Origin of the sequence: Roseibium aestuarii, from assembly GCF_008477545.1 — a bacterium.
Lineage (GTDB): Bacteria > Pseudomonadota > Alphaproteobacteria > Rhizobiales > Stappiaceae > Roseibium > Roseibium aestuarii.
In genome coordinates, this window is sequence record NZ_VORA01000001.1 from 1,419,275 (window position 1) to 1,444,045 (window position 24,771).

At 63.2% G+C, this 24,771-nt stretch carries 20 protein-coding genes; 16 read left to right on the forward strand and 4 right to left on the reverse strand.

The window, feature by feature from the left end:
- Positions 1-51: 51 nt before the first annotated feature.
- The 5 genes from FR728_RS06075 (at position 52) to FR728_RS06095 (ending at position 5,547) form a co-directional block, all read left to right on the forward strand.
- Positions 52-993: an alpha/beta hydrolase family protein gene (locus FR728_RS06075; RefSeq protein WP_188318805.1), complete on the forward strand. Its 942-nt coding sequence runs from the start codon at positions 52-54 to the stop codon at positions 991-993.
- Between the two features lie 177 nt (positions 994-1,170).
- The gene (locus FR728_RS06080) at positions 1,171-1,932 is read left to right on the forward strand and encodes a hypothetical protein (RefSeq protein ID WP_149891695.1); all 762 of its coding nucleotides are present in this window, start codon (positions 1,171-1,173) and stop codon (positions 1,930-1,932) included.
- Between the two features lie 56 nt (positions 1,933-1,988).
- Positions 1,989-3,362: an NAD-dependent succinate-semialdehyde dehydrogenase gene (locus tag FR728_RS06085; protein WP_149891696.1), complete on the forward strand. Its 1,374-nt coding sequence runs from the start codon at positions 1,989-1,991 to the stop codon at positions 3,360-3,362.
- 403 nt (positions 3,363-3,765) lie between these two features.
- Complete coding sequence (locus FR728_RS06090) at positions 3,766-4,872, forward strand: DUF262 domain-containing protein (protein ID WP_149891697.1); 1,107 nt, start codon at positions 3,766-3,768, stop codon at positions 4,870-4,872.
- A 3-nt stretch (positions 4,873-4,875) separates the two neighbouring features.
- Positions 4,876-5,547 carry an MAE_28990/MAE_18760 family HEPN-like nuclease gene (locus FR728_RS06095; protein WP_244304389.1) on the forward strand — a complete coding sequence of 224 codons (672 nt, stop codon included), beginning with the start codon at positions 4,876-4,878 and terminating at the stop codon, positions 5,545-5,547.
- A gap of 201 nt (positions 5,548-5,748) precedes the next feature.
- On the opposite strand, the gene FR728_RS06100 is transcribed toward FR728_RS06095, so the two are convergent.
- Positions 5,749-9,435, reverse strand: coding sequence for a vitamin B12-dependent ribonucleotide reductase (locus FR728_RS06100; protein ID WP_149891698.1), 3,687 nt, complete (start codon positions 9,433-9,435; stop codon positions 5,749-5,751).
- A gap of 932 nt (positions 9,436-10,367) precedes the next feature.
- On the opposite strand from FR728_RS06100, the gene FR728_RS06105 reads away from it, so the two are divergent.
- Complete coding sequence (locus FR728_RS06105; RefSeq protein ID WP_149891699.1) at positions 10,368-11,108, forward strand: response regulator; 741 nt, start codon at positions 10,368-10,370, stop codon at positions 11,106-11,108.
- A 180-nt stretch (positions 11,109-11,288) separates the two neighbouring features.
- The gene (locus FR728_RS06110) at positions 11,289-11,675 is read left to right on the forward strand and encodes an NADH:ubiquinone oxidoreductase subunit NDUFA12 (RefSeq protein ID WP_149891700.1); all 387 of its coding nucleotides are present in this window, start codon (positions 11,289-11,291) and stop codon (positions 11,673-11,675) included.
- 417 nt (positions 11,676-12,092) lie between these two features.
- On the opposite strand, the gene FR728_RS06115 is transcribed toward FR728_RS06110, so the two are convergent.
- A complete protein-coding gene (locus tag FR728_RS06115; protein ID WP_149891701.1) occupies positions 12,093-12,761 on the reverse strand; it encodes an alpha/beta hydrolase in 669 nt (222 codons plus the stop codon).
- Positions 12,762-13,095: 334 nt separating this feature from the next.
- Here FR728_RS06115 and FR728_RS06120 point away from each other — a divergent pair, with 334 nt between their 5' ends.
- The 9 genes from FR728_RS06120 (at position 13,096) to tenA (ending at position 21,411) form a co-directional block, all read left to right on the forward strand.
- Positions 13,096-14,265, forward strand: coding sequence for a cysteine desulfurase family protein (locus FR728_RS06120; RefSeq protein WP_149891702.1), 1,170 nt, complete (start codon positions 13,096-13,098; stop codon positions 14,263-14,265).
- 140 nt (positions 14,266-14,405) lie between these two features.
- Positions 14,406-15,878 (forward strand): Fe-S cluster assembly protein SufB, encoded by a 1,473-nt coding sequence (gene sufB / locus FR728_RS06125; protein WP_149891703.1) that lies wholly within the window; start codon positions 14,406-14,408, stop codon positions 15,876-15,878.
- Positions 15,878-16,162, forward strand: a complete 285-nt coding sequence (locus FR728_RS06130) for a cytoplasmic protein (RefSeq protein ID WP_149891704.1) — start codon at positions 15,878-15,880, stop codon at positions 16,160-16,162. The genes sufB and FR728_RS06130 overlap by 1 nt, the downstream gene beginning before the upstream one ends.
- A gap of 53 nt (positions 16,163-16,215) precedes the next feature.
- Positions 16,216-16,968: a Fe-S cluster assembly ATPase SufC gene (gene sufC / locus FR728_RS06135; RefSeq protein ID WP_149891705.1), complete on the forward strand. Its 753-nt coding sequence runs from the start codon at positions 16,216-16,218 to the stop codon at positions 16,966-16,968.
- A gap of 22 nt (positions 16,969-16,990) precedes the next feature.
- Entirely contained in the window at positions 16,991-18,310 is a 1,320-nt protein-coding gene (gene sufD, locus FR728_RS06140) for a Fe-S cluster assembly protein SufD (RefSeq protein ID WP_149891706.1), read from the forward strand.
- A gap of 179 nt (positions 18,311-18,489) precedes the next feature.
- The gene (locus tag FR728_RS06145; protein ID WP_149891707.1) at positions 18,490-19,737 is read left to right on the forward strand and encodes a cysteine desulfurase; all 1,248 of its coding nucleotides are present in this window, start codon (positions 18,490-18,492) and stop codon (positions 19,735-19,737) included.
- 84 nt (positions 19,738-19,821) lie between these two features.
- Positions 19,822-20,220, forward strand: a complete 399-nt coding sequence (locus FR728_RS06150) for an SUF system Fe-S cluster assembly protein (RefSeq protein ID WP_149891708.1) — start codon at positions 19,822-19,824, stop codon at positions 20,218-20,220.
- A 130-nt stretch (positions 20,221-20,350) separates the two neighbouring features.
- Positions 20,351-20,734: a Fe-S cluster assembly scaffold SufA gene (sufA, locus tag FR728_RS06155; RefSeq protein WP_149891709.1), complete on the forward strand. Its 384-nt coding sequence runs from the start codon at positions 20,351-20,353 to the stop codon at positions 20,732-20,734.
- 8 nt (positions 20,735-20,742) lie between these two features.
- On the forward strand, positions 20,743-21,411 hold the full coding sequence (tenA, locus tag FR728_RS06160) for a thiaminase II (protein WP_149891710.1): 669 nt from the start codon (positions 20,743-20,745) through the stop codon (positions 21,409-21,411).
- Between the two features lie 82 nt (positions 21,412-21,493).
- On the opposite strand, the gene FR728_RS06165 is transcribed toward tenA, so the two are convergent.
- The gene (locus FR728_RS06165; protein ID WP_208998673.1) at positions 21,494-22,606 is read right to left on the reverse strand and encodes a GGDEF domain-containing protein; all 1,113 of its coding nucleotides are present in this window, start codon (positions 22,604-22,606) and stop codon (positions 21,494-21,496) included.
- A gap of 282 nt (positions 22,607-22,888) precedes the next feature.
- Positions 22,889-24,463, reverse strand: coding sequence for a DEAD/DEAH box helicase (locus FR728_RS06170; RefSeq protein ID WP_149891711.1), 1,575 nt, complete (start codon positions 24,461-24,463; stop codon positions 22,889-22,891).
- Positions 24,464-24,771: the final 308 nt, after the last annotated feature.

A 24,771-nucleotide genomic window follows, 5' to 3' on the forward strand; every position in this document is an offset into this window, starting at 1 on the left:
ACCGCCGTGGTCATCAGGGCTGATGGGCCGCGACGGGCAGGGGAGGCGGAGATGGAGCATTACATGGAGCGCATGACGATCGAGGCGGAGGGTGCCCTGCTTGCGGCCCGGCTCTACCGGCCGGTCGGCCCCTTGCGCGCCCATCAGGTGCTTCATGGCGCAACCGGCGTTCCCCAGCTCTATTATCGCCCCTTTGCGGAATGGGCCGCTAGCCGGGGTGTGGCCACCCTGACCTATGACTACCGGGACTTCGGGGAGTCTGGCACCGGCCCCTTGCGCCGGAGCCGCGCCACCTTCATCGACTGGATGCTGAGCGACCAGCAGGCGGCCGAGCAGGCCTTGGCCCGCCTTGCGCCGGAAGGTTCCTTGCGGATCATCGGTCATTCCCTCGGCGGCCTGGGCTTCTCCTTCCGCGTGCCCGATCCGCGCGTCGACTGCATCACCACGGTCGGCGCCGGGGTCGGCCATGTGAGCGATCATCCCTGGAGCTACCGGCCTCTGGCGCTGGCCTTCTGGTATCTGCTCGGTCCCGTCGGCATTGCGCTGACAGGCTATCTGCCCGGCCGCCATCTGGCGCTTGGCGCGGATCTGCCCAAGGGCGTTTACTGGCAGTGGCGGCGCTGGTGCACCCGGCACGGCTTCTATTCTCACGATTTCGGCTCGCTGCTGCCCCATCCCGATTATGAGCGGGTGACGCCGGCCCTGCGGGTGCTGACCATGGCTGACGATCCGGTGGTGCCGCCCGCCGCCTGCCGCCGCTATGCGGACTGTTTCCCGGCCGAGCGGGTCGCCTACCGGATCCTCGACCCGCAAGCCCACGGTCTGCGCCGCCTCGGCCATATCCAGGTGTTCTCGCGCGCCAGCGCCCCCGTCTGGCCCGAGCTGCTGGGCCTGGGGGAGGAGGCCGGACCGTCCGCGACGATGCCTGCCTCCACGCCTGCCACCCCGTCGACCGCCTCTGTCCTCACCGGTGCACTGGAGCCGACAGCCTGAGGGCACAGCGCGGTCTTTCCCGTCGGGCCTGAACGGATCTTCCTCTCCAACGCCCTGAAACAACGCGGAATTTTGACTGTGCTCTGACGGTCGAGGGAACAGAGCGGGCGCCCGCGCATTGGTAGACTGGAGCTCGACGCTCCGCTCGACCAAGCAGGAACGTGGGAAAGCCGCAACATGAGGCAACTGGCCGACAACTTCTGGAATTTTCGCGGCGATCTGCGGATCGCCCGGGTGCTGAACCTCGGCACGCACATGTCCCTCGTCCGCCGGGAGAGTGGCCGGTTCCTCCTGCTCGACAGCTATGAACTGGACGAGAGCGACCGCGAGGCCCTGCTGGCGCTGACCGATGGCGGCCGGGCGGTGGAGGCGATCCTCAACGTCCACCCCTTTCACACGCTCCACTGCCACGCGGCCCACAAGCTGCTGCCCCATGCTCGCCTGATCGGGACGCGGCGTCACCACGCGCAACTGCCTGATCTGCCCTGGGATCCGGGCCTGATTGAGGACGCCTCCCTGCAGCAGGAGTTTGCCGGGGATCTGGACTTCTCGGTGCCCGCCGGTGTGGACTTCATCTGCGCCGACGACAGCGTTCACGTGGCCTCCGTGCTTGTGCGTCACCGGCAAAGCCGCATCGTCCACGTGGACGACACGCTCAACGTCTTTGCCGCACCCGGCCTGCTTGGACGACTGCTTCCCCAGTCCCGGCTCCGCTTCCACCCCCAGCTTGCCAAGGCTCTGCAGAAGAGGGAAGGGGCTGCGGATGCCTATGCCCGCTGGGCCCGGGATCTCGCCGCGATCTGGGCCGGAACGCCCATCGTCTGCGCCGCCCATTCAGCAACTCGCCACTTGCCGCCGGAGGGTTGGCGCGAGGAGATCCTTGCGAGCCTCGCCGATGTGGAGAAGACGCTCTCCCGCCACCGCGCCACCCACGGCTGACCCCGCACCGCCCCACCCATTTTCCCAAGACGAGAAAAGACAAGAAAGATCACACCATGTCCGGACCTCTGAAGACCACCAATCCGCTCACCGAACAGGTCATCGACACCTATCCGCTCATGTCTGACGCAGAAGCCACCGCGGTGGTCGAGGCCTCGCACACCGCGTTCCTGGACTGGCGCCTGAAAAGCCTGGAGGAGCGGGCAGGGGTGATCGCCGCCATCGGAGCGGAGCTGCGCCGCTCGAAGGACGATTTCGCCCGTCTCATGACCGATGAAGTCGGCAAGCTGCTGAAGGACAGCCGCAGCGAGGTGGATCTCTGTGCCGCCATCTGCGACTACACCGCAAAGATCGGCCCGGACGCGCTGGCCGACGAGGAGCGCGAGGTCGACAGCGGCACGGCTTACGTCACCCATTCGCCCATCGGCGTGGTCTATGGCATCCAGCCCTGGAACTTCCCGGCTTACCAGGCCGTGCGCTATTCCATCGCCAGCCTGATGGCCGGCAACGGGGTGCTGCTGAAACACGCCGAGCCCTGCACCGGTAGCGGCCTCTTCCTGCGTGACCTTTATGAGCGTGCCGGTCTGCCCAAGGGCCTCTTCGGCGTGCTGCTCATTTCCCACGACCAGTCCGACCGGATCCTCGAGGACGACCGGATCCGCGGTGTTACGCTCACCGGCAGCGACCGGGCCGGCCGCGCCGTGGGCGCCAGGGCGGCGGAGCTCGTCAAGAAGACCGTGCTGGAGCTCGGCTCCAACGATGCCTATCTGGTGTTCGACGATGCGGATCTGGAGCTTGCGGTGGAGACCTGCGTTCAGGGCCGCCTCTACAACAACGGCCAGACCTGCGTGAATGCCAAGCGGTTCATCGTGACCGAGCAGAACCACGACGCCTTCCTCAAGGCCTATGCGGAGAAGTTCGAGGCCATCCGCATGGGCGACCCGTCCGACGAGGCCACCCAGCTCGGCCCGATGGTGACGAAGAAGCAGCGCGACACCCTGCACGAGCAGGTGCGAGAGAGCATCGACAAGGGCGCCCGCCTGGTCGTCGGCGGCGAGATCCCGGACCGCGAGGGCTGGTTCTATCCCGCCACCGTGCTTGCCGACGTGGCCCCGGGCCAGCCGGCCTATGAGGACGAGCTCTTCGGCCCGGCCGCGGCCATCATCAAGGCCCGGGACGACATGGACGCCCTGCGCATCGCCAACAGCAGCCGCTATGGCCTTGGCGGCGGCATCTTCAGCCGCGATGTGGAGCGGGCCCGCCTCCTCGCCGCCGAGTATTTCGACACGGGGATGGTCTTCATCAACACCTTCAACGTGGCCTCGCCCGCCATGCCCTTCGGCGGGGTGAAGACCTCGGGTTACGGCCGCGAACACGGCCCGGAAGGCCTGAAGGAATTCGTCAACGTCAAGTCGATCCGCATCGGCTGACCGGCGAGGTTGGTGCGGCCTCTCTACCCGCACCTTTCCCTCTCCATCGTCATCCCGGCCAAGCGCAGCGCGAGCCGGGACCGGTGAGGCAGAAGCCTCTCGTGAATGTAGAAGCCTCCAGCGCCCCGGCTCACCGATCCCGGATCTTCGGGCGGGCCCTCGTCCGGGATGACGAAGGTGAGGTGAAGTAGGGGGAAGGAGCGGCGGTGAGCGGCGGGCTGGGAGCAGTTTTTGGTGACTTTTCATAGCCAACCAAGCTTGTCATTGAGCTCATCGACTCTGTAGGCTTAGCCGCTTAAATTCATTTGATCCCTTGGAATCCACCCCGCATATTTCTTGAGGAGGACCCACTCCTGGTGGTAATAGATGCCTAAATCTATTGCTGAGACGTATGGAGAGAATCTTGTCGCTTTCGGAAGAGGTCCAGGCTGCGCGGAAGAACGTGGTCACTGATGGCTACGATATGTCCCTAGGAGAAATCCTCAACCTTTATCGTGATGAGGAGCTCCTTATCGACCCAGTCTTTCAGCGACTTTTTAGGTGGGACGACGAAAGGAAGACGCGGTTCATTGAATCGATCATATTGGGTATTCCCATTCCGTCGATTTTCGTGTCGCAAAAGGACAACGGCGTGTGGGAGCTTGTCGATGGTCTGCAACGCATATCTACTGTTTTGCAGCTAGTCGGTGAGTTGAAAGGTGAGGTCGCCGAAGCTAAGGGGGCGTTGGTTCTGAATGGTACCCGGTTGCTGCCGAGTTTGAACGGTAAGCGCTGGAAAGAAAGCGCACCTGATGCGGGTGACGGACTTGGGACAGCGCTTCAAATTGAAATCAAGCGCGCGCGGGTGCGGGTCGAAATCCTGAAAGCCGAAAGCGATGCTGCGGCCAAGTTCGAGTTGTTCCAGCGCCTCAACACCGGGGGGGTTGGCCTTTCCGAACAGGAAGTCAGAAATAGCATGGCTGTTTCGATCAACCGGCCGTTCTATGACTGGATGATCGACCTAGCGAATGACCCAAATTTCATCACCACAACCCAGCAAACTGAAGCAGCTCTAAAGTCTCAAGCTGGGGTTGAGCTGGTATTGCGGTTCCACGCGTTCCGGAACGTTCCGTACCAGTCAGGATTGGATGTTCACGAGTATTTGGACCAAGCGCTGATCACAATGGCCAGCGACGGCACCTTCGACCTTCACACCCGAGGTGAGGAGTTTAACCTTACTTTTCAGTACATAAACGATGCCCTTGGTTCAGATGCATTTAAGCGGTGGAATGGCAATATCTTCAGCGGGAAGTTTCTGATGTCGGTTTTCGAGGTCATATCGAAGGGAGTTGCTGATAACCTAGAGGTGATGCGGCAGATGACAGACGAGGAACGCAACACCTTCATTTCGAGCAGGGCAAAAAACCTTTGGCGGAACGAAATTTTCTCGCAGAATTCTGGCGCTGGTGTTCGCGGGACAACACGGTTATCGAGACTACTGCCTTTGGCGACCGAAGTTTTTCAGCAGTGAGGGATGGCCGTGGCGGATATCCGTACCCTCGACCAGCTGCAAGACGCGTTAGACCAGGAAATGGCGTGGCGAGTTAAGGAAGTCAAAGCGTTCAGCGTCGCGGCGAAAACTAATGGCCCTGAGCGTCGCCATTTTATCAGGGCTGGGGTCGCGTTATTGTATGCTCATTGGGAGGGGTTCATAAAAGCCTCCTCCGAAATGTATCTTAGGTTTGTCGATAGCCGTGGACTTAAATACAGCGAGTTAAAGTCGTGTTTTTCCGTTTTTGGGTTAAAATCCAAGCTGCAGACGCTAGCACAATCTCGCCAGTCTTCGGCCAATATTGATGCATTTGATTTTATTCTAGCTGAGCTTGAGAGTCGGTCTAAATTAAAGCTAGGTTCTGCAATAAACACAGAATCTAACTTAACTTCAAAAGTTTTCAGTAATATTGCGTTGTCGTTGGACATCGATCTCGGCAGATACATCTCGCGATACAACCTGATCGACGAAAGCTTGGTTCATAGGCGTAACAGGATCGCGCATGGAGAGTTTATCGATATCGGTGGTTCTGAGTTCGGTGTTCTTCTTGATGAAATTCTTAAAATAATGCGAGAATATAAAACAGATCTTGAAAATGCCGCATCAACTGAATCTTATAAGCGGAACTCTGAAAAAATTAAGCTTAGAAATTGAAGACTTAATGGTTGATATATTTTTATTTTCATCTCGCTTGATCGATCATAACCGTACGTTTTCTGTTCCCACCTAAACAAACAAAAACCCGCCCGATCCTCTCTGATCGCGCGGGTTTTTCCGTTTTCCAGGCCCGTTTGAGCCGCCTATTGCCCCAGATCGCTCATCCTGTGCGATCCGGGACCACGTTAACCCCGCCGCTCAGCTGCAGCCGCTGGTGGAGCCGCAGGTGTCGCATTTCAGGCAGGTGCCGTTGCGCACCATGGTGAAATTGGCACATTCCGGGCAGCTTTCCCCCTCGTAGCCCTTCATCCGCGCCTGGGCGATCTGCTGGGCGGTGGAGGATTTCGGCGCGCTCGCCGTACCCACCGACGTTTCCACCTTGACGCTGGTCACCTCTGCCGAGCGGGCAAAGGCGGTGGCCACCGCCGAGGTCTGCAGGGCAGGGGAGGAGAGCGTCTGGCCAGCGACGGCCTGGGTCAGCGTGCCGGCCGGTTCGGTGGCCGAGATCAGGCGGAACCGCTCCGTCTGCCCGCGCACCAGCCCGTGGGAGACCACGCCGCTGTCCTTCACCGGATCGGAGCCGGCCGCCGTCACCGTGCCGGTGGAGCCGAACCGCTCCGGCGGAACATGGGCGAGATCATGCCGGCCGAGATAGGAGACGGCGAGCTCGCGGAACACATAGTCGAGGATCGACGTGGCGTTCTTGATGGCGTCATTGCCCTGGACCATGCCCGCCGGCTCGAACTTGGTGAAGGTGAAGGCGTCGACATATTCCTCCAGCGGCACCCCGTATTGCAGGCCGAGCGAGACGGAAATGGCGAAGTTGTTGATGAAGGCACGCAGGGCCGAGCCTTCCTTGTTCATGTCGAGGAAGATCTCGCCCAGGCGCCCGTCGTCATATTCGCCGGTGCGCAGGAAGATGGTGTGCCCGCCGATCTTGGCCTTCTGGGTGTAGCCCTTGCGCCGGGTCGGCAGCTTTTCCTGGGCGCGCACGGCCCGCTCCACGATCCGCTCCACGATGCGTTCGGCCACCACCTCGGCCCGCGCCGCCATGGGCCTGGCGGCCAGGGTCTCGACGGCCTCGTCCTCGTCTTCGTCCTCGTCGGCCAGAAGCTGGGCGTTGAGGGGCTGGGACAGCTTGGACCCGTCGCGGTAGAGCGCATTGGCCTTCAGCGCCAGCTTCCACGACAGCATGTAGGCCTCTTCGCAGTCCTTCACCGTGGCATCATTGGGCATGTTGATCGTCTTGGAGATCGCGCCCGAGATGAAGGGCTGGGCGGCGGCCATCATGCGGATGTGGCTTTCCACCGAGAGGAAGCGCTTGCCGATCTTGCCGCAGGGGTTGGCGCAGTCGAAGACCGGCAGGTGCTCGGCCTTCAGGAAGGGCGCGCCTTCCAGCGTCATCGCCCCGCAGACATGGGTGTTGGCGGCCTCGATCTCGGACCTGGAGAAGCCGAGGAAGGGCAGCAGCTCGAAGGCGCCATCCTCCAGCTGCTCAGCGGAGACGCCGAGGGCGGCCATCTGGTCGTCGCCCAGGGTCCAGCGGTTGAAGACGAACTTGATGTCAAAGGCCGACTTCAGCGCGCCCTTCAGCTTGGCAAGGCTCTCCTCGGTGAAGCCCTTGGCCTTGAGGCTGCCCGGATTGATGGCCGGCGCCTGTTCCAGCGAGCCGTGGCCCACCGCATAGGCCTCGATCTCGGCGATCTGGGACGGGGAATAGCCGAGCACCTCGAGCGCTTCCGGCACGGCCCGGTTGATGATCTTGAAATAGCCGCCGCCGGCCAGCTTCTTGAACTTCACCAGGGCGAAGTCCGGCTCGATGCCCGTGGTGTCGCAGTCCATCACCAGGCCGATGGTGCCCGTCGGCGCGATCACCGAGACCTGGGCGTTGCGATAGCCGTGCTTTTCGCCCAGCTCCAGCGCCTTGTCCCAGGAGAGCTTTGCCCGCTCGATGAGGGTCTTGTCCGGGCAGGAGGCATGGTCGAGGGCAACGGGCAGGGTCGACAGACCCTCGTAGCCGCTGGTCTCCCCGTGGGCGGCACGGCGGTGGTTGCGGATCACCCGCAGCATGTGCGGCGCATTGTCCGCATAGCCCGGGAAGGCGCCGAGCTCTCCGGCCATTTCGGCCGAGGTGGCATAGCAGACACCGGTCATGATGGCGCTCAGCGCCCCGCAGAGCGCCCGGCCCTCGTCGCTGTCATAGGAAATGCCGGAGGTCATCAGCAACCCGCCGATATTGGCATAGCCGAGCCCCAGGGTGCGGAACTTGTAGGAAAGCTCGGCGATTTCCTTGGAGGGGAACTGGGCCATCAGCACGGAGATTTCCAGCACGATGGTCCACAGACGCACCGCATGCTCATAGGCCTCCACGTCGAAGGACCGGTCGGCGCGGCGGAACTGCATCAGGTTCAGGGACGCCAGGTTGCAGGCCGTGTCGTCCAGGAACATGTATTCCGAGCAGGGGTTGGAGGCGCGGATCTCGCCGGACGCCGGGCAGGTGTGCCAGTCGTTGATGGTGGTGTGATACTGCAGCCCCGGATCGGCGGAGGCCCAGGCGGCATAGCCGATCTGCTCCCACAGTTCCTTTGCCTTCAGCGTCTTCAGCACCTTGCCGTCGCGCCGGGCGGTCAGTTCCCAGTCGCCATCGTCGAGCACGGCCTTCAGGAAGCCGTCGGTCACGCGCACCGAATTGTTGGAGTTCTGGCCGGCCACGGTCAGATAGGCTTCCGAATCCCAGTCCGTGTTGTAGGTGGGGAATTCGATCTTGGTGAAGCCCTGGCGGGCAAACTGGATCACGCGCTGGATGTAGTTGTCGGGCACCAGCATCTTCTTGGCGGCCCGGATCTCGCGCTTCAGCGCCGGGTTCTTGGCCGGGTCGAAGCACTCTCCCTTGTCGGCCTCGCAATTGACGCAGGCCTTCATGATCAGGTTCAGGTGCTTCTGGCAGATCTTCGATCCGGTGACGAGGGCGGCAACCTTCTGCTCTTCCTTCACCTTCCAGTTGATGTAGTCCTCGATATCCGGATGGTCCACGTCGACGACGACCATCTTGGCCGCACGCCGGGTGGTGCCGCCGGACTTGATAGCGCCCGCTGCCCGGTCGCCGATCTTGAGGAAGCTCATCAGGCCGGAGGACTTGCCGCCGCCCGCCAGCCGTTCGCCTTCGCCGCGCACGTGAGAGAAGTTCGAGCCGGTGCCCGAGCCATATTTGAACAGGCGCGCCTCGCGCACCCACAGGTCCATGATGCCGCCTTCGTTGACCAGATCATCCTGCACGGACTGGATGAAGCAGGCATGCGGCTGCGGATGCTCGTAGGCGGAGGCGGACTTCACCAGCTCGCCGGTCTGGAAGTCGACGTAATGATGGCCCTGGCTCGGGCCGTCGATGCCATAGGCCCAGTGCAGGCCGGTGTTGAACCACTGCGGCGAGTTCGGCGCCACCTTCTGGGTCGCCAGCATGTAGCGCAGCTCGTCATAGAAGGCCTGGGCGTCTTCCTCCCGGTCGAAATAGCCGCCCTTCCAGCCCCAGTAGGTCCAGGTGCCGGCGAGACGGTCGAAGACCTGGCGGCCATCGATTTCCGAGCCGAAGCGCTCGTCCTCGGGCAGGGCGGCAAGGGCGGCCTCATCGGCCTCGTGACGCCACAGCCAGGAGGGAACGGTGTTTTCCTCCACAGCCCTCAGGCGGGCCGGAACGCCGGCCTTGCGGAAATACTTCTGCGCCAGAATGTCGGCGGCAACCTGCGAGAACTGGGCCGGGACCTGGATATTCTCCAGCCGGAACACGATGGAACCGTCCGGGTTGCGGATCTCGCTCGTCGCGGTCCGGAACTCGACTGCTGCATAGGGCGATTGTCCGTCCTGGGTATAGCGCCGCTCAATCCGCATTCCGTATCCCCTCAAAGATCTCTGGTCGGCAGCCCGCACGCTGATGCCCCTGTGGCCGGCCGATGCCTGTTCCTCGCGTTCCGGGCCGCTCCCGAAGGTCTGCGGCCCGCTCTTGCAGTCCCGCCCGTCTCAGCGACGGGTCCTTGCGGTCCACCCTTGGGGAGTGAACTGGTGTTAAATCATTATCTGGTAGATGGGCGTGTCGTTGCTACTAGATATGGTGTCCATCAACAGGTTTATGAACGGTTAACTCTATCATCCCTCCCGCAGCGGCGCACCCATGTTCAGGTGGCGGCGGCGGAAGCGCTTGCGAGGGGCGGGTGACGCGCTGCCCGGATGTGGAGGGGGCAGGGACGCGGCAGCCAGACACAAGCCGGCGCACGGCAACGCGCATCCTGGCCTTGCGGCCTGAGGGCGATTTTACCGTGAAGACTGGAACTGGGAAGGAAGGTCCGGACCGGCTGGTCGGCTTCCAGACGCGTTACTCGGGTACGACCGAAAATTAGGGGAAAGAGCTTCCGACCGTCAAGACCATTTCCTCCACCTCTTGTGGTCGGGAACTGGGCGGATCGCAAAATATAGTGAGGGTGGAAGGTGCAAGCCGAACGTCCCGTGCCGGAGATCGGAGCGGGTCGCCCGCCGTCGGGGCGGGGTCGGGAACCTGCGGAACTCCAGCGAAACCGCCGGTTCGGGCAGGGCGGATCGAGGGTGCCGGGGCGCAGATCAGGTCGGACAGCCAGGCTCGAAAGTCTTGCACAGAATTGCGCCAGCCATGTCCGTCGTCAAGCGCGCTGCGACCCTTTGACCGCCCGCATTCTCACTGGCCGTGGGATCGTTAAAATTTGAAGCAAATTGTCGGCAGCCGTTTGGGCGGCCCTTAATGGGAATATGCGTAGGGTGGTCAGAGAGGAAGCTCAAGTGAAAGCGGCTCAATGAAAAACCACGCGGCCTTCGGTCTTGCCATCGAGGATCTCGACATCGTCATCGTCGACGATAGCAAGCCGATGCAGTCCATTCTTCGCTCCATCCTGATGAGCTTCAAGGTGGCCCGGGTGCGCGTCTTCGATTCGGTCGACGAGGCGCTACCGGCCATGGTGTCCGAGCCGCCGAATCTCATCCTCACCGACTGGCGCATGGCGCCGACCTCCGGCTATCAGCTCCTCAAGCTGATCCGCCATCGGCACATGGACCCGCTCTGCTACGTACCGCTGCTCTTCATCACCGCCCATGGCACCCGCGCCCTGGTGGACCGGGCCCTGCGCTCCGGCGCCCATCATCTCCTCGTCAAGCCGGTCGCGCCCTCGACCCTTTACAATCGCCTGCGCTGGCTCATGGCCGACAGCCGGCCGCTGGTGCTCGACAATTCGGGCTTCTACAACATCCAGGGGGTTCACAAGCTGCTGGACGCCCAGAAGGAACGCACCCGCTCCCTCGACAATGCCCGGCAGCTGCAGGAACGCTCCGTCCAGAACCTGGTGAAGGTGCGCGGCGCGGTGGAAAAGGAATTTGCGGGCGTTGCGCCCCAGATGAGCGGCTCCGCAGAGCCGGAGGCGACGCCTGCCGCCGGTGCCCGGACCGCCGGGAAGGGCGGAAAGGGAAGTTCAAAGGGATCGGGCAAGGGGTCTCGTGGCAGCTTTGCCGCACCCTCCCGGATTTCCGGTCGCGCCCGCTGACCGGAGGCCGGTTGCACGGCCTCGGCCGGGACGAGTCTGGCGCGCCGCGGCCGCGACGTGAGCGGGTGAGAAGCAGAGGCCAAATCCCCGCAAACCGCGCCTTGCCGCTTGACGCGGCCCGGTCGGAGTGCGAAACGCTTGGTCAAACATCTGAGTTTTCTCGAAGGACGCGTCGGGACGATGAAAAACCTCCTGCTCGAAATCTTGACCTGGTGGAACGGCCGCACGATGGGCACCCGCTATTTCACCTGGCGCAAGGGTGAGTTCGTCGGAGAGGACGAGTTCGGCAACAAGTATTACCGCGAGCGCAACGGCAAGAAGCGCTGGGTGATCTACAACGGCCTGGTCGAGGCGTCTGCCATTCCTCCGGGCTGGCACGGCTGGATGCACCACCGGGTCGATACCCCGCCGACCGACGAGACCTATCACGCCAAGCACTGGCAGAAGCCGCATCACGCGAACCTGACCGGAACGGCAGCCGCCTATCGTCCCCACGGGTCGATCCTGACACCGGAAAGTCGCCCGACGGTGACCGGCGACTACGACGCCTGGACGCCCGGTCAGTAAGACCTTCGGTCTTTAATAAATGCATTTAAGAAAAGCCCGCAAGTTGCGGGCTTTTTTGCGTTCTGGCCTCGAACGTGGGCCCATCGCGGCCACCACGCTCCGCTACGTCTTCCGTACCGCACGTCTCCTCTATCCTCGCCTTTTCACGCCGTCCCCTCCGTCGTCATCCCGGTTTGGCCTCTGGCCAAGACCGGGATCCAGTAACCGTTGTCGCTCGCTTGTGGGGTCAACCGCGCCGCCGGGAATACTGGATCCCCGCCTGCGCGGGGATGACAAAGGGGAGGCGTAGGCGCACGCGCAGGCTGGCTCAGGCCGGCCCCACCGTTTCGCTGCCTGCGGTCATCTGGGGGGCGCCCGAAAGCAAAAAAGCCCGGCGCAGGGGCCGGGCTTTCTTCCAAGTTCGAACTGGCCGGACGCTCAGCCGACGTCGACGTAATCGGCCGGGGTGATGCCCAGACGCTCGTCCACATAGTCGCCGCAGCGGCCGATGAGGTCGTCCATGTGGTTTTCGAAAAAGTGGTTGGCGCCCGGGATCTCCTGGTGGTTGATCACGATGCCCTTCTGGGTCTTCAGCTTGTCCACCAGGGTCTGCACGTCCTTCTGCGGCACGACCTTGTCGTTCTCGCCGTGGACGATCAGGCCCGAGGAGGGGCAGGGGGCGAGGAAGGAGAAGTCATGCAGGTTCGCCGGGGGCGCGACGGAGATGAAGCCTTCCACTTCCGGACGGCGCATCAGCAGCTGCATGCCGACCCAGGCGCCGAAGGAGAAGCCGGCAATCCAGCAGGCGCGCGCATCCGGATGCACGGTCTGCACCCAGTCGAGGGCCGCTGCCGCATCCGACAGTTCGCCCTGGCCATGGTCGAAGGACCCCTGGGACCGGCCGACGCCCCGGAAGTTGAACCGCAGCACCGCGAAACCGCGCTGCGCGAACATGTAATACATCTGATAGACGATCTGATTGTTCATCGTGCCGCCGAACTGGGGATGCAGATGCAGCACCAGGGCGATCGGGGCATTGCGCTTCTTGGCGGGATGAAAACGGCCTTCCAGGCGGCCGGCCGGGCCGTTGAAGATCACCTCAGGCATAGGCGCTCAGTCCTTTTTATGGTTGTTGCGGCCGCAGGCGGCCATTGTCCTGGGGATTTTGATACGCGAACCTGTGAAGTCCAAACTTGACTATCAGGCTCCGAGTTTCTAAAACCCTTGTTTAGAATTATTCGAAATTCGAACGGCGCGCACTGCGGTCGCGCCGACAAACCGAGTTTCGGCACGTTTACGTCATCTGCGCGGAAAATTTCAAGCTTTCCGTGAAGCGTGACGGCGCCGCGCCCGAGACTTTTCACGCAGCGCCGGAAGTCATGACCGCCGGTCGGCGGGCTTTCGCGCGGTTTCGACACGACGGATCAGGAATAAAGTCCCGATGGCGGCAAGGCCTCCTCTCGTCTATCTCGATCACAATGCCGGGGCGCCCCTGCGTCCGGCCGTGCGCGATGCCATGATCGAGGCGATGGCGGATGTGGGCAATGCGTCGTCGGTGCATGGTGCGGGGCGTCGGGCCCGCGGGCGGCTGGAAGCGGCCCGCGAACAGGTGGCGCGTCTGTGTGGCGCGCGCAACCGGGCGGTGACCTTCACCTCCGGCGGCACCGAAGCCAACATGACGGCCCTGTCGCCCGCGTGGGTCGATCAGGGCGAACCGGTCTATCTGGACCGACTGTTGCGCGGCGCGAGCGAGCACCCGTCCGTCGTGGCCGGTGGCCGGTTCCGTGTCGCCGAGCAGGAAGTGATTCCCGTCGATGCCAACGGCGTCGTGGATCTCCCCACCCTCGCAGAGAAACTGAAAACGGCAACCCCGTCCTTGATCTCGATCATGGCCGCCAACAATGAGACCGGCGCGATCCAGCCGATTGCAGAGATCGGCCGCATGGCGAAGGAGGCCGGTGCCTTCTTCCATGTGGATGCGGTCCAGGCCGCCGGGCGCATGCCGATCGACATCGAGCACTGGCAGGCCGACGTGATCACCCTATCTGCTCACAAGTTCGGTGGGCCTCAGGGTATGGGCGCCATGGTGGTGCGCTCCACCGCGCGGGTACCCTCGGCGCTGCTCACCGGTGGCGGACAGGAAAACTGGCGCCGGGCGGGCACGGAAAATGTCGCCGGGGCCGTGGGTCTTGGCGTGGCAGCGCAGGACGCTGCCGTGGAAGCCGGCGAGGCAGGACGCCTTGCCGCACTGCGCGACCGGCTGGAAGAGGGTCTGCGCGCCGTTTGCGCCGGCACCGTGATCTTTTCGCAAGGGGCATCGCGCCTGGCCAACACCAGCTGCTTCGCCGTGCCGGGCGTGAAGGCGGAGACCGCGCTGATCGCCTTCGATCTGGCCAATCTGTGCCTGTCGTCGGGCTCGGCCTGTTCGTCCGGCAAGGTGTCCGTCTCCCATGTGCTGAGCGCGATGGGGGTGGATGAGGATCTAGCTCGCTGCGCGCTGCGCGTGTCCATGGGCTGGTCCACGACCGAAGCGGATGTGGACCGGTTCCTCGAGGTCTGGCCCGGCGTGGTCGACCGGCTCAATCCGCAGGCCCGCACCCGGGCCGCGTGAGCGTTCTAAAATTCCGGCGTGCCTGGTGCGCCGAAAGACATGCACCTTCCTCCCGAGGGTGACCCCGCGATCAGGGCCCTGTGGCCTTGTGACACTTGAAATGGTGGCGCCGTCTGGGCGCCGCAGGACGGAGAGTTGAAATGCCGGCTGTGCAGGAGACGATCGATCAGGTCAAGGCGATCGATGTTGACCAGTATAAGTATGGCTTTGTCACCGACATCGAGTCGGAGCGAAGCGCCAAGGGACTGAGCGAGGAAACCGTTCGCTTCCTGTCCGCCAAGAAGAACGAGCCGGAGTGGATGACCGAGTGGCGCCTCGACGCCCTTCGCCGCTTCCAGACCATGACCGAGCCGGACTGGGCCCGCGTCAGCTACCCGAAGATCGACTTTGATGCCCTCTACTACTGGGCCGCGCCGAAGTCCGTCGAAGGCCCGAAGAGCCTGGACGAAGTGGATCCGGAGCTGCTCGCGACCTACGAGAAGCTGGGCATTCCGCTGCGCGAACAGGAAATCCTCGCCGGCGTCGAGCCGAAGAACCGGGTCGCCGTCGACGCCGTCTTCGACAGCGTGTCCGTGGTCACCACGTTCAAGGAAGAGCTGAAGAAGGCCGGCGTCATTTTCTGCTCCATCTCCGAAGCGCTGCGCGAATATCCGGATCTGGTGAAGAAGTATCTCGGCTCCGTGGTTCCGGTCACCGACAACTATTACGCGACGCTGAACTCCGCCGTCTTCTCCGACGGCTCCTTCGTCTATGTGCCGGAGGGCGTCCGCTGCCCGATGGAACTGTCCACCTACTTCCGCATCAACGAGCAGAACACCGGTCAGTTCGAGCGCACTCTGATCGTCGCCGACAAGGGCGCTTACGTGTCCTATCTGGAAGGCTGCACGGCCCCCCAGCGCGACGAGAACCAGCTGCATGCGGCCGTGGTTGAGCTGATCGCCCTGGATGACGCGGAGATCAAGTATTCCACCGTCCAGAACTGGTTCCCGGGCGACTCGGAAGGCAAGGGCGGCATCTACAACTTCGTCACCAAGCGCGGCGACTGCCGGGGCAAGAACTCCAAGATCTCCTGGACCCAGGTCGAGACCGGGTCGGCGATCACCTGGAAGTACCCGTCCTGCATCCTGCGTGGTGACAACTCCGTGGGCGAGTTCTACTCGATCGCCGTCTCCAACGGCTATCAGCAGATCGACAGCGGCACCAAGATGATCCATCTGGGCAAGAACACGTCCAGCCGCATCATCTCCAAGGGCATTTCGGCCGGCAAGTCCCAGAATACCTACCGTGGTCTGGTCTCCGCCCACCGCAAGGCCTCCAACGCCCGCAACTTCACCCAGTGCGACAGCCTGCTGATCGGTCAGGACTGCGGCGCCCACACCGTGCCCTACATCGAGAGCAAGAACGCATCGGCCGTCTTCGAGCACGAGGCCACCACCTCGAAGATCTCCGACGACCAGATGTTCTACTGCCTGCAGCGTGGTCTTGATGAAGAAGGCGCTGTAGCGCTGATCGTCAACGGCTTCGTCAAGGACGTGATCCAGCAGCTGCCGATGGAATTCGCCGTTGAAGCCCAGAAGCTGATCTCGATCAGCCTGGAAGGCTCCGTCGGTTAATGGACAAGCAGATCGTCACTGCCGCGCACAAGCTGAGTACGCGACAGCGACGACGCTACCAAAGCAACACGCCAGCGGGCTGCTTCCATTGTGAGGCGGTGTTTCTGGCAAAGGAAATTGAGGAATGGTGTAACGAAGTCGAAGAGCGTGAGGTTACCGCGCTCTGTCCGTCCTGCGCGATCGACGCCGTTATTTCCATTCAGGATGTTGTTGAGCTCGGGGTGAGCGCGGAGCAGTTTCCCGTTCTCCTTCATGCGATGCGAAGGCGCTGGTTCGGCGATTAGGCCGAGCCACCGTCAGCGAAGCGCAAGCCGAGCCAAAGACGAAGGTTATAGAAATGCTTGAGATCAAGAACCTGCACGCCCGCATCGCCGAAGAAGGCACCGAGATCCTGCGCGGCATCGACCTGAAAGTGAACGCTGGCGAAATCCACGCGATCATGGGCCCGAACGGCTCCGGCAAGTCCACTCTGTCCTACATCCTGGCGGGCAAGGAAGACTACGAAGTCACCGAAGGCGAGATCATCTTCCACGGCCAGAACCTGCTCGACATGGAGCCGGACGAGCGCGCCGCTGCCGGCGTCTTCCTGGCCTTCCAGTACCCGATCGAAATCCCGGGTGTCGCCACCATGGAATTCCTGAAGACCGCGCTCAACGCGCAGCGCAAGGCCAAGGGTCTTGCCCAGCTGTCGATCCCGGACTTCATGAAGCTGGTCAAGGAAAAGGCCGCCGACCTGAACGTCACCATGGATATGCTCAAGCGCCCGCTGAACGTCGGCTTCTCCGGCGGTGAGAAGAAGCGCGCCGAGATCCTGCAGATGTCCCTGCTGGAGCCGAGCCTCTGCGTTCTCGACGAGACGGATAGCGGCCTCGACATCGACGCCCTGCGCATCGTGTCCGAAGGCGTGAACAAGCTGCGCAACCCGGGCCGGGCGATGATCGTCATCACCCACTACCAGCGCCTGCTCGACCACATCGTGCCGGACGTCGTCCACGTTCTGTCCAAGGGCCGCATCGTCAAGACCGGCGGCAAGGAACTGGCTCTCGAGCTGGAAAAGAACGGCTACGCCGACTACATCGAAGCAGCCTGAGCCTGAGGGAGATCATCAGACAATGACTGCCCCGACCCAGATCAGCCACACCCAGGCGGAAAGCGACCTGCTGGCCCGTTTCGACGAGGCCAAGGGCGCACTCGCCGGTTCCACCGCGGTCAAGGACCTGCGCGTGGCGGCTGCCGAGCAGATCAAGACCCGTGGTCTGCCCCACCGGCGCGTGGAGGAGTACAAGTACTCCGACCTGCGCGCCTTCATGAAATCCGCTGCCCCCCTGGCGCCGAAGGCCGATGCGGCCGCCGTGCGCGCGGTGCTGGCCGCGGACGAAGCCTTCGCCGGTCTGACGCGCTATCGCCTCGTCATCGCCAACGGCTCCTTCCTGGCTGAAGCCTCCGACGTCGCGGCCCTTGAAGCCGAAGGCGTCGTGATCCGCGATTTCGCAGCCGCACTCGATGCGGACACCGCAGCCGAGCTGCTGGCCACGCCGAAGAGCGCCAGTCAGGATGGCGTGCTGGCCCTCAACACGGCCTTCGTCCAGGGCGGCATCGTCCTGAGCGTCAAGGACGGCGTCGAGGTCTCCCGTCCGGTCGAGCTGGTGCATGTGTCCACGGAAGCGGGCGCCATCGTCACCCGCAACCGGGTGGAAGTCGGCACCGGTGCCAACCTGAAGCTCATCGAGACCTTTGCCGGTTCCACCGGAGCGGGCGAGAGCAACGTGGTCTTCGACTATCAGATCGGCGACAAGGCCACCCTGGCCGTCACCCGTCTGGTCGTCGGCGCCTCGGAAGGCGCCCGCCTGCTGACCACCCTTGCGAAGGTCGGCGGCGAGGCCCTGTTCAAGATCCTCGGCTTCATGGCCGGTCCGGCCTTTGCCCGCAACCAGCAGTTCGTTGCCTTCGCGGGTGAGAATTCCGATGCAAAGCTCTATGGTGTCTCCATGGCGCGCGGCAACGGATTGGCCGACCAGACCCTGATCGTCGATCACGCCGTGCCGCATTGCAACTCTCGCGAGTTCTTCAAGACGGTGCTGGACGACGAGGCGCGCGGCGTCTATCAGGGCCGCATCAACGTGGCCCAGCACGCCCAGAAGACCGACGGCGAGATGATGACCCAGGCGCTCCTTCTCGGGGAAGGCGCGGAAATGGCCAACAAGCCGGAGCTGGAAATCTTCGCCGACGACGTGCTCTGCGCCCACGGGGCCACCAGCGGCCAGATCGACGAGGACCTGCTCTTCTACCTCCGCGCCCGCGGCATTCCGGAAGCCGAAGCCCGCACCCTTCTGGTGATGGCCTTCCTGTCGGAAGCCATCGAGGAGTTCGAGGAAGACTACGTCACCGAGGCTCTGGAAACCCGCGTCCGCGACTGGCTCGCAGGCGCGTAAGCAGCCAAAGACCGCAGCCCCTTTCTCCCCCTCAAGGGGGAGGAGGGGGCGCAGAGGCCTTCTGACACCGCAGTCCCGGCCTTGCGCCGGGACCTCGCGCCACAAGACTTGCGGTCCCGGCTCAAGGCCGGGACGGCACATGACGACATCAGAAGAAATCCAGACGGGAGCAGGCGGCAATGACGGTCGCAACCGCAGAACTCGACAGGCCCTATGACGTGGAGGCGATCCGCAAGGATTTCCCGATCCTGTCCCGGGAAGTCTATGGCAAGCCGCTGGTCTATCTCGACAATGGCGCCTCGGCCCAGAAGCCGAAGGCCGTGATCGACGCGATCACCCATGCCTATTCCCAGGAATATGCCAATGTGCACCGGGGCCTGCATTTCCTCTCCAACGCCGCGACCGATGCCTATGAGGGCGCGCGGGAGAAGGTCCGCCGCTTCCTGAATGCTCCCTCCGTCGACGAGGTGATCTTCACCCGCTCGACCACTGAGGCGATCAATCTGGTCTCCTATGGCCTGGGCCCGGACCATTTCGGCCCCGGCGACGAGATCGTGCTCTCCATCATGGAGCACCACTCCAACATCGTGCCCTGGCACTTCCACCGCGAGCGCAACGGCGCCGTGCTGAAGTGGGTCTATGTGCGCGAGGACGGCTCCTTCGACCTCGACGCCTTTGCCGATGCCCTGACCGAGCGCACCAAGCTGGTGGCCATCACCCAGATGTCCAACGTGCTGGGCACGGTGGTGCCGGTGAAGGAACTGACCCGCATCGCCCATGAGCGCGGCATTCCGGTGCTCATCGACGGCAGCCAGGCCGCCGTGCACATGCCGGTCGACGTTCAGGACATCGGCTGCGACTATTATTGCTTCACCGGCCACAAGGTCTACGGTCCGAGCGGCATCGGCGTGCTCTGGGCGAAAACCGAGAAGCTCAAGGCCATGCGTCCCTTCATGGGCGGCGGCGAGATGATCGGCGAGGTCTCCGAGGACCGCATCACCTATGCGGAACCGCCCCATCGCTTCGAGGCGGGCACCCCGCCCATCGTGCAGGCCATCGGTCTGGGCGCGGCACTCGACTACATGGACAGCGTCGGCCGCGACCGCATCGCCGCCCATGAGGCGGACCTGTCGGCCTATGCCCATCAGCGCCTGTCGGAAATCAACTCCCTGCGCATTTTCGGAACCGCGCCGGGCAAGGGGGCCATCGTCTCCTTCGAGATAAAGGGCGCCCATGCCCATGACGTGTCGACCATCATCGACCGGGCCGGCGTGGCCGTGCGCGCAGGCACCCATTGTGCGCAGCCGCTCTTGGCAAGATACGGCGTGACCTCTACATGTCGGGCAAGCTTCGGCATGTACAACACCCGCGCGGAGGTCGATGTCCTCCATGATGCGCTGGTGCGGGCGCAGGCGTTCTTCGCCTGAGCGCCCCGCGCGCCAGGCAGAGAATTCAGGCAGAGAATTCGGACGGCAAGACGAGAACAAGGTCCTCTCAGGACAGTTGAGACCATGAGCGAAGACACCATCACCATCGACCACAATGCCGCGGGCGAAGAGCTGCGCGCCGAAGTGGCAGCCCCGACCGCCATTCCGCAGGCGGAACTGGAGCGGCTTACGGCGGACATCATCACCGCCCTCAAGACGGTCTATGACCCGGAAATCCCCTGCGACATCTACGAGCTCGGCCTGATCTACAAGGTCGATATCGAGGATGACCGCTCGGTGGCCATCGACATGACCTTGACCGCGCCGGGCTGTCCGGTGGCGGGCGAAATGCCGGGCTGGGTGCAGCAGGCCGTGGAATCCGTCGGCGGCGTTCAGTCCGTGGACGTGACCATGGTCTTCGATCCGCCCTGGTCGCCGGAACGCATGTCGGACGAGGCCAAGGTAGCCCTCAACTGGTATTGACCAGGCGCCGGTTCGCCCTCGGGCGGACTGGAACCGGTGGCTTCCGATCTCCATATCAAGGGGCAGGGGGCTTCCCGACTTCTGCTGGAGCCGCGCGATGCGCGGACCCTGAAAGGATTGCGAGACGACAATGGCGACAGCACGCAAGTTTCAGGTCATGACCCTGACCGACCCGGCCGCAGAGCGGGTGCGCGAGCTTCTGGAAGGCTCCGGCAAGGACGCCGGCGGCCTGCGCGTCGGCATCAAGAAGGGCGGCTGCGCCGGCATGGAATACACCATGGAAATGGTGGACGCCGCGCGCCCCGGTGACGACGTGATCGAGGAGAAGGGCGCGCGCCTCTTCGTCGATCCTTCCGCCGTCCTGTTCCTGCTCGGCACGGAAATGGACTATGAGGTGACGAAGTTCCGCTCCGGCTTCCTCTTCCGCAACCCGAACGAGGTGTCTGCCTGCGGCTGCGGGGAATCCGTGTCGCTTCAGGCGGCCGACCCCTCCAAGCTGTCGACCCCGGCCTGAGGGGCTCCATGAGCGTTTTCGACCGTCTGAAGACGGATTGCGCCTCCGAGTGGGCGGCTTACGTCGATCATGACTTCGTGCGCGGCATGGCCGACGGCTCGCTTCCACTTGACGCCTTCCGCACCTATCTGAAGCAGGACTACCTCTTCCTCATCCATTTCTCGCGGGCCTATGCACTGGCGATCTACAAGTCCCAGACCCTCGGCGACATGCGCCGGGGCATGGCTGGCCTGAAGACGATCCTCGAAGGGGAAATGGAGCTTCATGTCGAGCTCTGCGCCAAATGGGGCATTGCGCGCAAGGAGCTGGAGACGGTCGCCGAGGAAAGCGAAACCCTCGCTTACACCCGTTTCGTGCTGGAAAGCGGCTTGCGCGGGGATCTGCTCGATCTGCAGGTGGCGCTGGCGCCCTGCATCCTTGGCTACGGGGAGATCGGTGCGCGCCATCGCGGCGTGGTGCCGGAGGGCACGGATGGCGCGCCTGCCTACGCGCGCTGGTTCGCCGAATATGCCAGCGATGACTACCAGAACGCTGCCCGCGACTTCTGCGACTGGATGGACCAGACGGCGTCTGCCTATCTGACCGAGGCGCGCTATCCGGTGTTGCGCCGGATCTTTTCAGAGGCCTCCAGGCTGGAGGCCGATTTCTGGCAGATGGGTTTCAAGAACCTTGGCTGAAACAGTCATCTGAACGAAAAAGGGGTCGCAGCAGAAATGCCGCGACCCTTTTCAATTCCTTCGTGCCGGCAGGCCAGAGCGGTCAGGCGACCGCGTTCTTGCTGTCCGCGCCCGCGAGATCGGCTTCCGTGCAGACCTTGTTGCGGCCGCTGCGCTTGGCGGCGTAGAGCGCCTCGTCGGCACGACCCACGATCGACTCGGTGGTGTCACCCGGACGGTAGGTCGCGATGCCGATGGAAATGGTGATGCGGCCCAGGTTCTCGCCCGTGGACCGCTTGATCAGCTCCTTGGAGCGCACCGCATGGCGGATCTTCTCGGCGATCTCCATGGCGTCCGACATGTGCGAATGGGGCAGGATGATCGCGAATTCCTCGCCGCCATAGCGGCAGGCGGTGTCCTGGCCCTTGACGTTCTGCTTCACCGACAAGGCCACGAGGCGCAGGACCTGATCGCCGGTCTGGTGGCCGAAGGTGTCGTTGAACTTCTTGAAATGGTCGATATCGGTCAGGAGCAGGGTGAACCCTGCCGCGCTGTCCTTGGCGAGCGCAACGGCCTTCTCCAGCGTGTTGTCGAAGTGCTTGCGGTTGCCCAGCGTGGTCAGCTCGTCGGTCAGCGACTCGTAGCGGATGGCTTCCAGATTGGCCTGCAGCGTCTCGATCTGCCGCTTGGATTCCAGCAGCTGGGTCTCCAGCGCCTGATTGGCCTTGAGGGCGGTGTGGGTCGCCTCGGTCATGCGTCCGACAAAAGCCTCGAGCATCTTCGGATCACGCAGCGACTGCAGGGCCGCGGCACCTTCCTTCAGCGAGACGCCGTAGTCGGTGGTGGCATCCACATTGTGCCGCAGGGTGTCGACCAGGTTTTCGACCTCGGCGCTGACCTTGGTGCCGACCTCGTTCAGCCGGTCGCCAAGCCGTGTCGGCGCCAGATACTTGCCGTAGATGCCTTCCATGTCCTCGTTGGACAGGCTGCCGCTCTCCTTGAGAGCCTGGTTGACAGCGCGGTTCAGACCGTAATTGTATCCGGCGGAATAGGTGTACCAGAATTCATAGGCACGCGGCACGGCGGGAAGCGTATAGCGCTTGATGTAGGAGAGGGCGCTGTCTCCATAAATGATAGTTCGCTTGTGCGCATCCAGATCCGTCATCGGTCCCCACCAGTCGCTTGCACCCGGCGCTGCACCCCGCAGCTTTTTCATGGTCAAAAATGCCTGTTCAACGCTTAAGGTGCCGTTAAGCGCAGGTGCGAGATGGGAAAAAACTGCCTCTCTCCCGGCATATTCTTCCCGGCATGGCGCCGGGTTCGCTTATTTTACGTTCATTTTTGACCGGATACATCCTTGCAGAACTGCGCATGGTCTTCCGGCATCCGACAAAAGCGAAAGGGGTGCCGAATGAACGGCACCCCTTTTTTGAAAGTCTGAGGATGTTCCGCAGCGTCACTGATCTCGCTTTGCGGAAATCTGTTCTGCGCCGGTGGCTCAGGAAGCCTTCTTCGGCCGCGGCTCGCGCAGCAGGAAGGCCGGGATGTGCCCACCGTGTCCGAAGGCCGGTTCCGGCGTCTGGGACTTGCCGCGGCGCGGAGCAGGCTGCTGCTTGGCCTGAGCCTGTGCCTGAGCTTGAGCCGGCTGGCGTGCCTCGGACTGCTGGTTGCTGTTGGCAGCAGAGGCGGCTGCGCGGCCGGAGCCACGGCGGCTGTTGCTGCGCGGCACGTCGGGCTGGGGCGCTTCTGCCAGATCCACGACCGGTTCTGCGGCAGGCGCTTCCACCGCGGCCGGTGCGGCCTCGGCAGTCGCTGCCTTGGCACCGCGCCCGCGGCGGGCGTTGCGCGGCTTGGCTGCCGGAGCGGAGGCAGCGGTGTCGCCCTCGGCATCGGCCTTCGGACCACGCTTGCGACGGGCCTTGCGCTCTGCGGCGGCAGCCTCGAAGTCGACCGCATCGCCGATCCATTCGATCGACTGCTGGGTCAGCTCTTCAATGGCCTTCAGATACTTCTCGTCATTGCCGGTCACGATAGTGAAGGCAGAGCCCTTGCGGCCCGCGCGGCCGGTGCGGCCGATGCGGTGCACATAATCTTCCGCGTGGATCGGCACATCATAGTTGTAGACGTGGCTCACATCCGGAATGTCGAGGCCGCGGGCGGCGACGTCGGAGGCGACCAGCAGGGTGATGGTGCCCTTGCGGAAATTGTCCAGCATCATCATGCGCGAGCGCTGGTCCATGTCGCCATGGAGGGCGCCCACGTTGTAGCCGTGCTTCTCCAGCGACCGGAAGAGAACGGCAATGTCCTTCTTGCGGTTGCAGAAGACGATGGCGTTCTTCAGGTCTTCGGCACCTTCCAGCAGTTCGCGCAGGGCGGCCCGCTTGTCGTAATCCTCTGAACCGGCAGCCTTGAGACGCTGCGAGACGTTCTCGGACGTGGACGAGGTGCGTGCGACTTCGACCTTGGCCGGGTTCTGCAGGAAGGCTTCCGTCAGGCGCTGGATCTCCGGCGGCATGGTGGCCGAGAAGAACAGGGTCTGGCGGGTGAAGGGAATGAGCTTGCAGATGCGCTCGATGTCCGGAATGAAGCCCATGTCGAGCATGCGGTCGGCTTCGTCGATCACCAGGATCTCGACGCCCTGCAGCAGCAGCTTGCCGCGCTCGAAATGGTCGAGCAGGCGGCCCGGGGTCGCGATCAGCACGTCAGCGCCGCGGTCGAGCTTCTTGTCCTGCTCGCCGAAGGACACGCCGCCGATCAGCAGGGCCACGTTGAGCTTGTGGTTGACGCCGTATTTCTCGAAGTTTTCCTCGACCTGGGCAGCCAGCTCGCGGGTCGGCTCGAGGATCAGGGTGCGCGGCATGCGAGAGCGCGCACGGCCCTTTTCCAGAAGGGTCAGCATGGGCAGCGTGAAGCTGGCGGTCTTGCCCGTTCCGGTCTGGGCGATGCCCAGCACGTCGCGGCGTTCCAGGACATAGGGAATTGCGCCTGCCTGAATGGCGGTCGGTTCGGAGTAACCGGCAGCCTCGACTGCTTCGAGGACTTTCTCGCTAAGGCCGAGCGTTTTGAATGACATGGAGCGTGTGGCCCAGGTTTCTTGCTTGCGGATGCAAAGGAATGACGAAATCCAAGGTGTGGGAGAACCTTGGCAATTTGGCGCACACCCTACAGTCCTGCGCCCTAGTGTCAATGACAGGCACGCGGAAAAGCAGGGAAATTCGGCGTTGGGTCAAAAAAGAAAGGTAATGGAGTTAACAATCGGCCGGTTTGCGGAAGATCGTCTTGCAGATCTTCCGCTCCTTTCCTTTTCACCCACCTTGCGCACTACCTGCGCAGGGCGCCAGTGAGCGTCCTCATCACATCGGCCGCTGGATTCGCGCAAGG

Coding starts and splice junctions, on each gene's coding strand:
- FR728_RS06075 (WP_188318805.1), top strand. CDS start 52: ATGGAGCATTACATGGAGCGCATGACGATCGAGGCGGAGGGTGCCCTG.
- FR728_RS06080 (WP_149891695.1), top strand. CDS start 1,171: ATGAGGCAACTGGCCGACAACTTCTGGAATTTTCGCGGCGATCTGCGG.
- FR728_RS06085 (WP_149891696.1), top strand. CDS start 1,989: ATGTCCGGACCTCTGAAGACCACCAATCCGCTCACCGAACAGGTCATC.
- FR728_RS06095 (WP_244304389.1), top strand. CDS start 4,876: ATGGCCGTGGCGGATATCCGTACCCTCGACCAGCTGCAAGACGCGTTA.
- FR728_RS06100 (WP_149891698.1), bottom strand. CDS start 9,435: ATGCGGATTGAGCGGCGCTATACCCAGGACGGACAATCGCCCTATGCA.
- FR728_RS06105 (WP_149891699.1), top strand. CDS start 10,368: ATGAAAAACCACGCGGCCTTCGGTCTTGCCATCGAGGATCTCGACATC.
- FR728_RS06110 (WP_149891700.1), top strand. CDS start 11,289: ATGAAAAACCTCCTGCTCGAAATCTTGACCTGGTGGAACGGCCGCACG.
- FR728_RS06115 (WP_149891701.1), bottom strand. CDS start 12,761: ATGCCTGAGGTGATCTTCAACGGCCCGGCCGGCCGCCTGGAAGGCCGT.
- FR728_RS06120 (WP_149891702.1), top strand. CDS start 13,096: ATGGCGGCAAGGCCTCCTCTCGTCTATCTCGATCACAATGCCGGGGCG.
- sufB (WP_149891703.1), top strand. CDS start 14,406: ATGCCGGCTGTGCAGGAGACGATCGATCAGGTCAAGGCGATCGATGTT.
- FR728_RS06130 (WP_149891704.1), top strand. CDS start 15,878: ATGGACAAGCAGATCGTCACTGCCGCGCACAAGCTGAGTACGCGACAG.
- sufC (WP_149891705.1), top strand. CDS start 16,216: ATGCTTGAGATCAAGAACCTGCACGCCCGCATCGCCGAAGAAGGCACC.
- sufD (WP_149891706.1), top strand. CDS start 16,991: ATGACTGCCCCGACCCAGATCAGCCACACCCAGGCGGAAAGCGACCTG.
- FR728_RS06145 (WP_149891707.1), top strand. CDS start 18,490: ATGACGGTCGCAACCGCAGAACTCGACAGGCCCTATGACGTGGAGGCG.
- FR728_RS06150 (WP_149891708.1), top strand. CDS start 19,822: ATGAGCGAAGACACCATCACCATCGACCACAATGCCGCGGGCGAAGAG.
- sufA (WP_149891709.1), top strand. CDS start 20,351: ATGGCGACAGCACGCAAGTTTCAGGTCATGACCCTGACCGACCCGGCC.
- tenA (WP_149891710.1), top strand. CDS start 20,743: ATGAGCGTTTTCGACCGTCTGAAGACGGATTGCGCCTCCGAGTGGGCG.
- FR728_RS06165 (WP_208998673.1), bottom strand. CDS start 22,606: ATGAAAAAGCTGCGGGGTGCAGCGCCGGGTGCAAGCGACTGGTGGGGA.
- FR728_RS06170 (WP_149891711.1), bottom strand. CDS start 24,463: ATGTCATTCAAAACGCTCGGCCTTAGCGAGAAAGTCCTCGAAGCAGTC.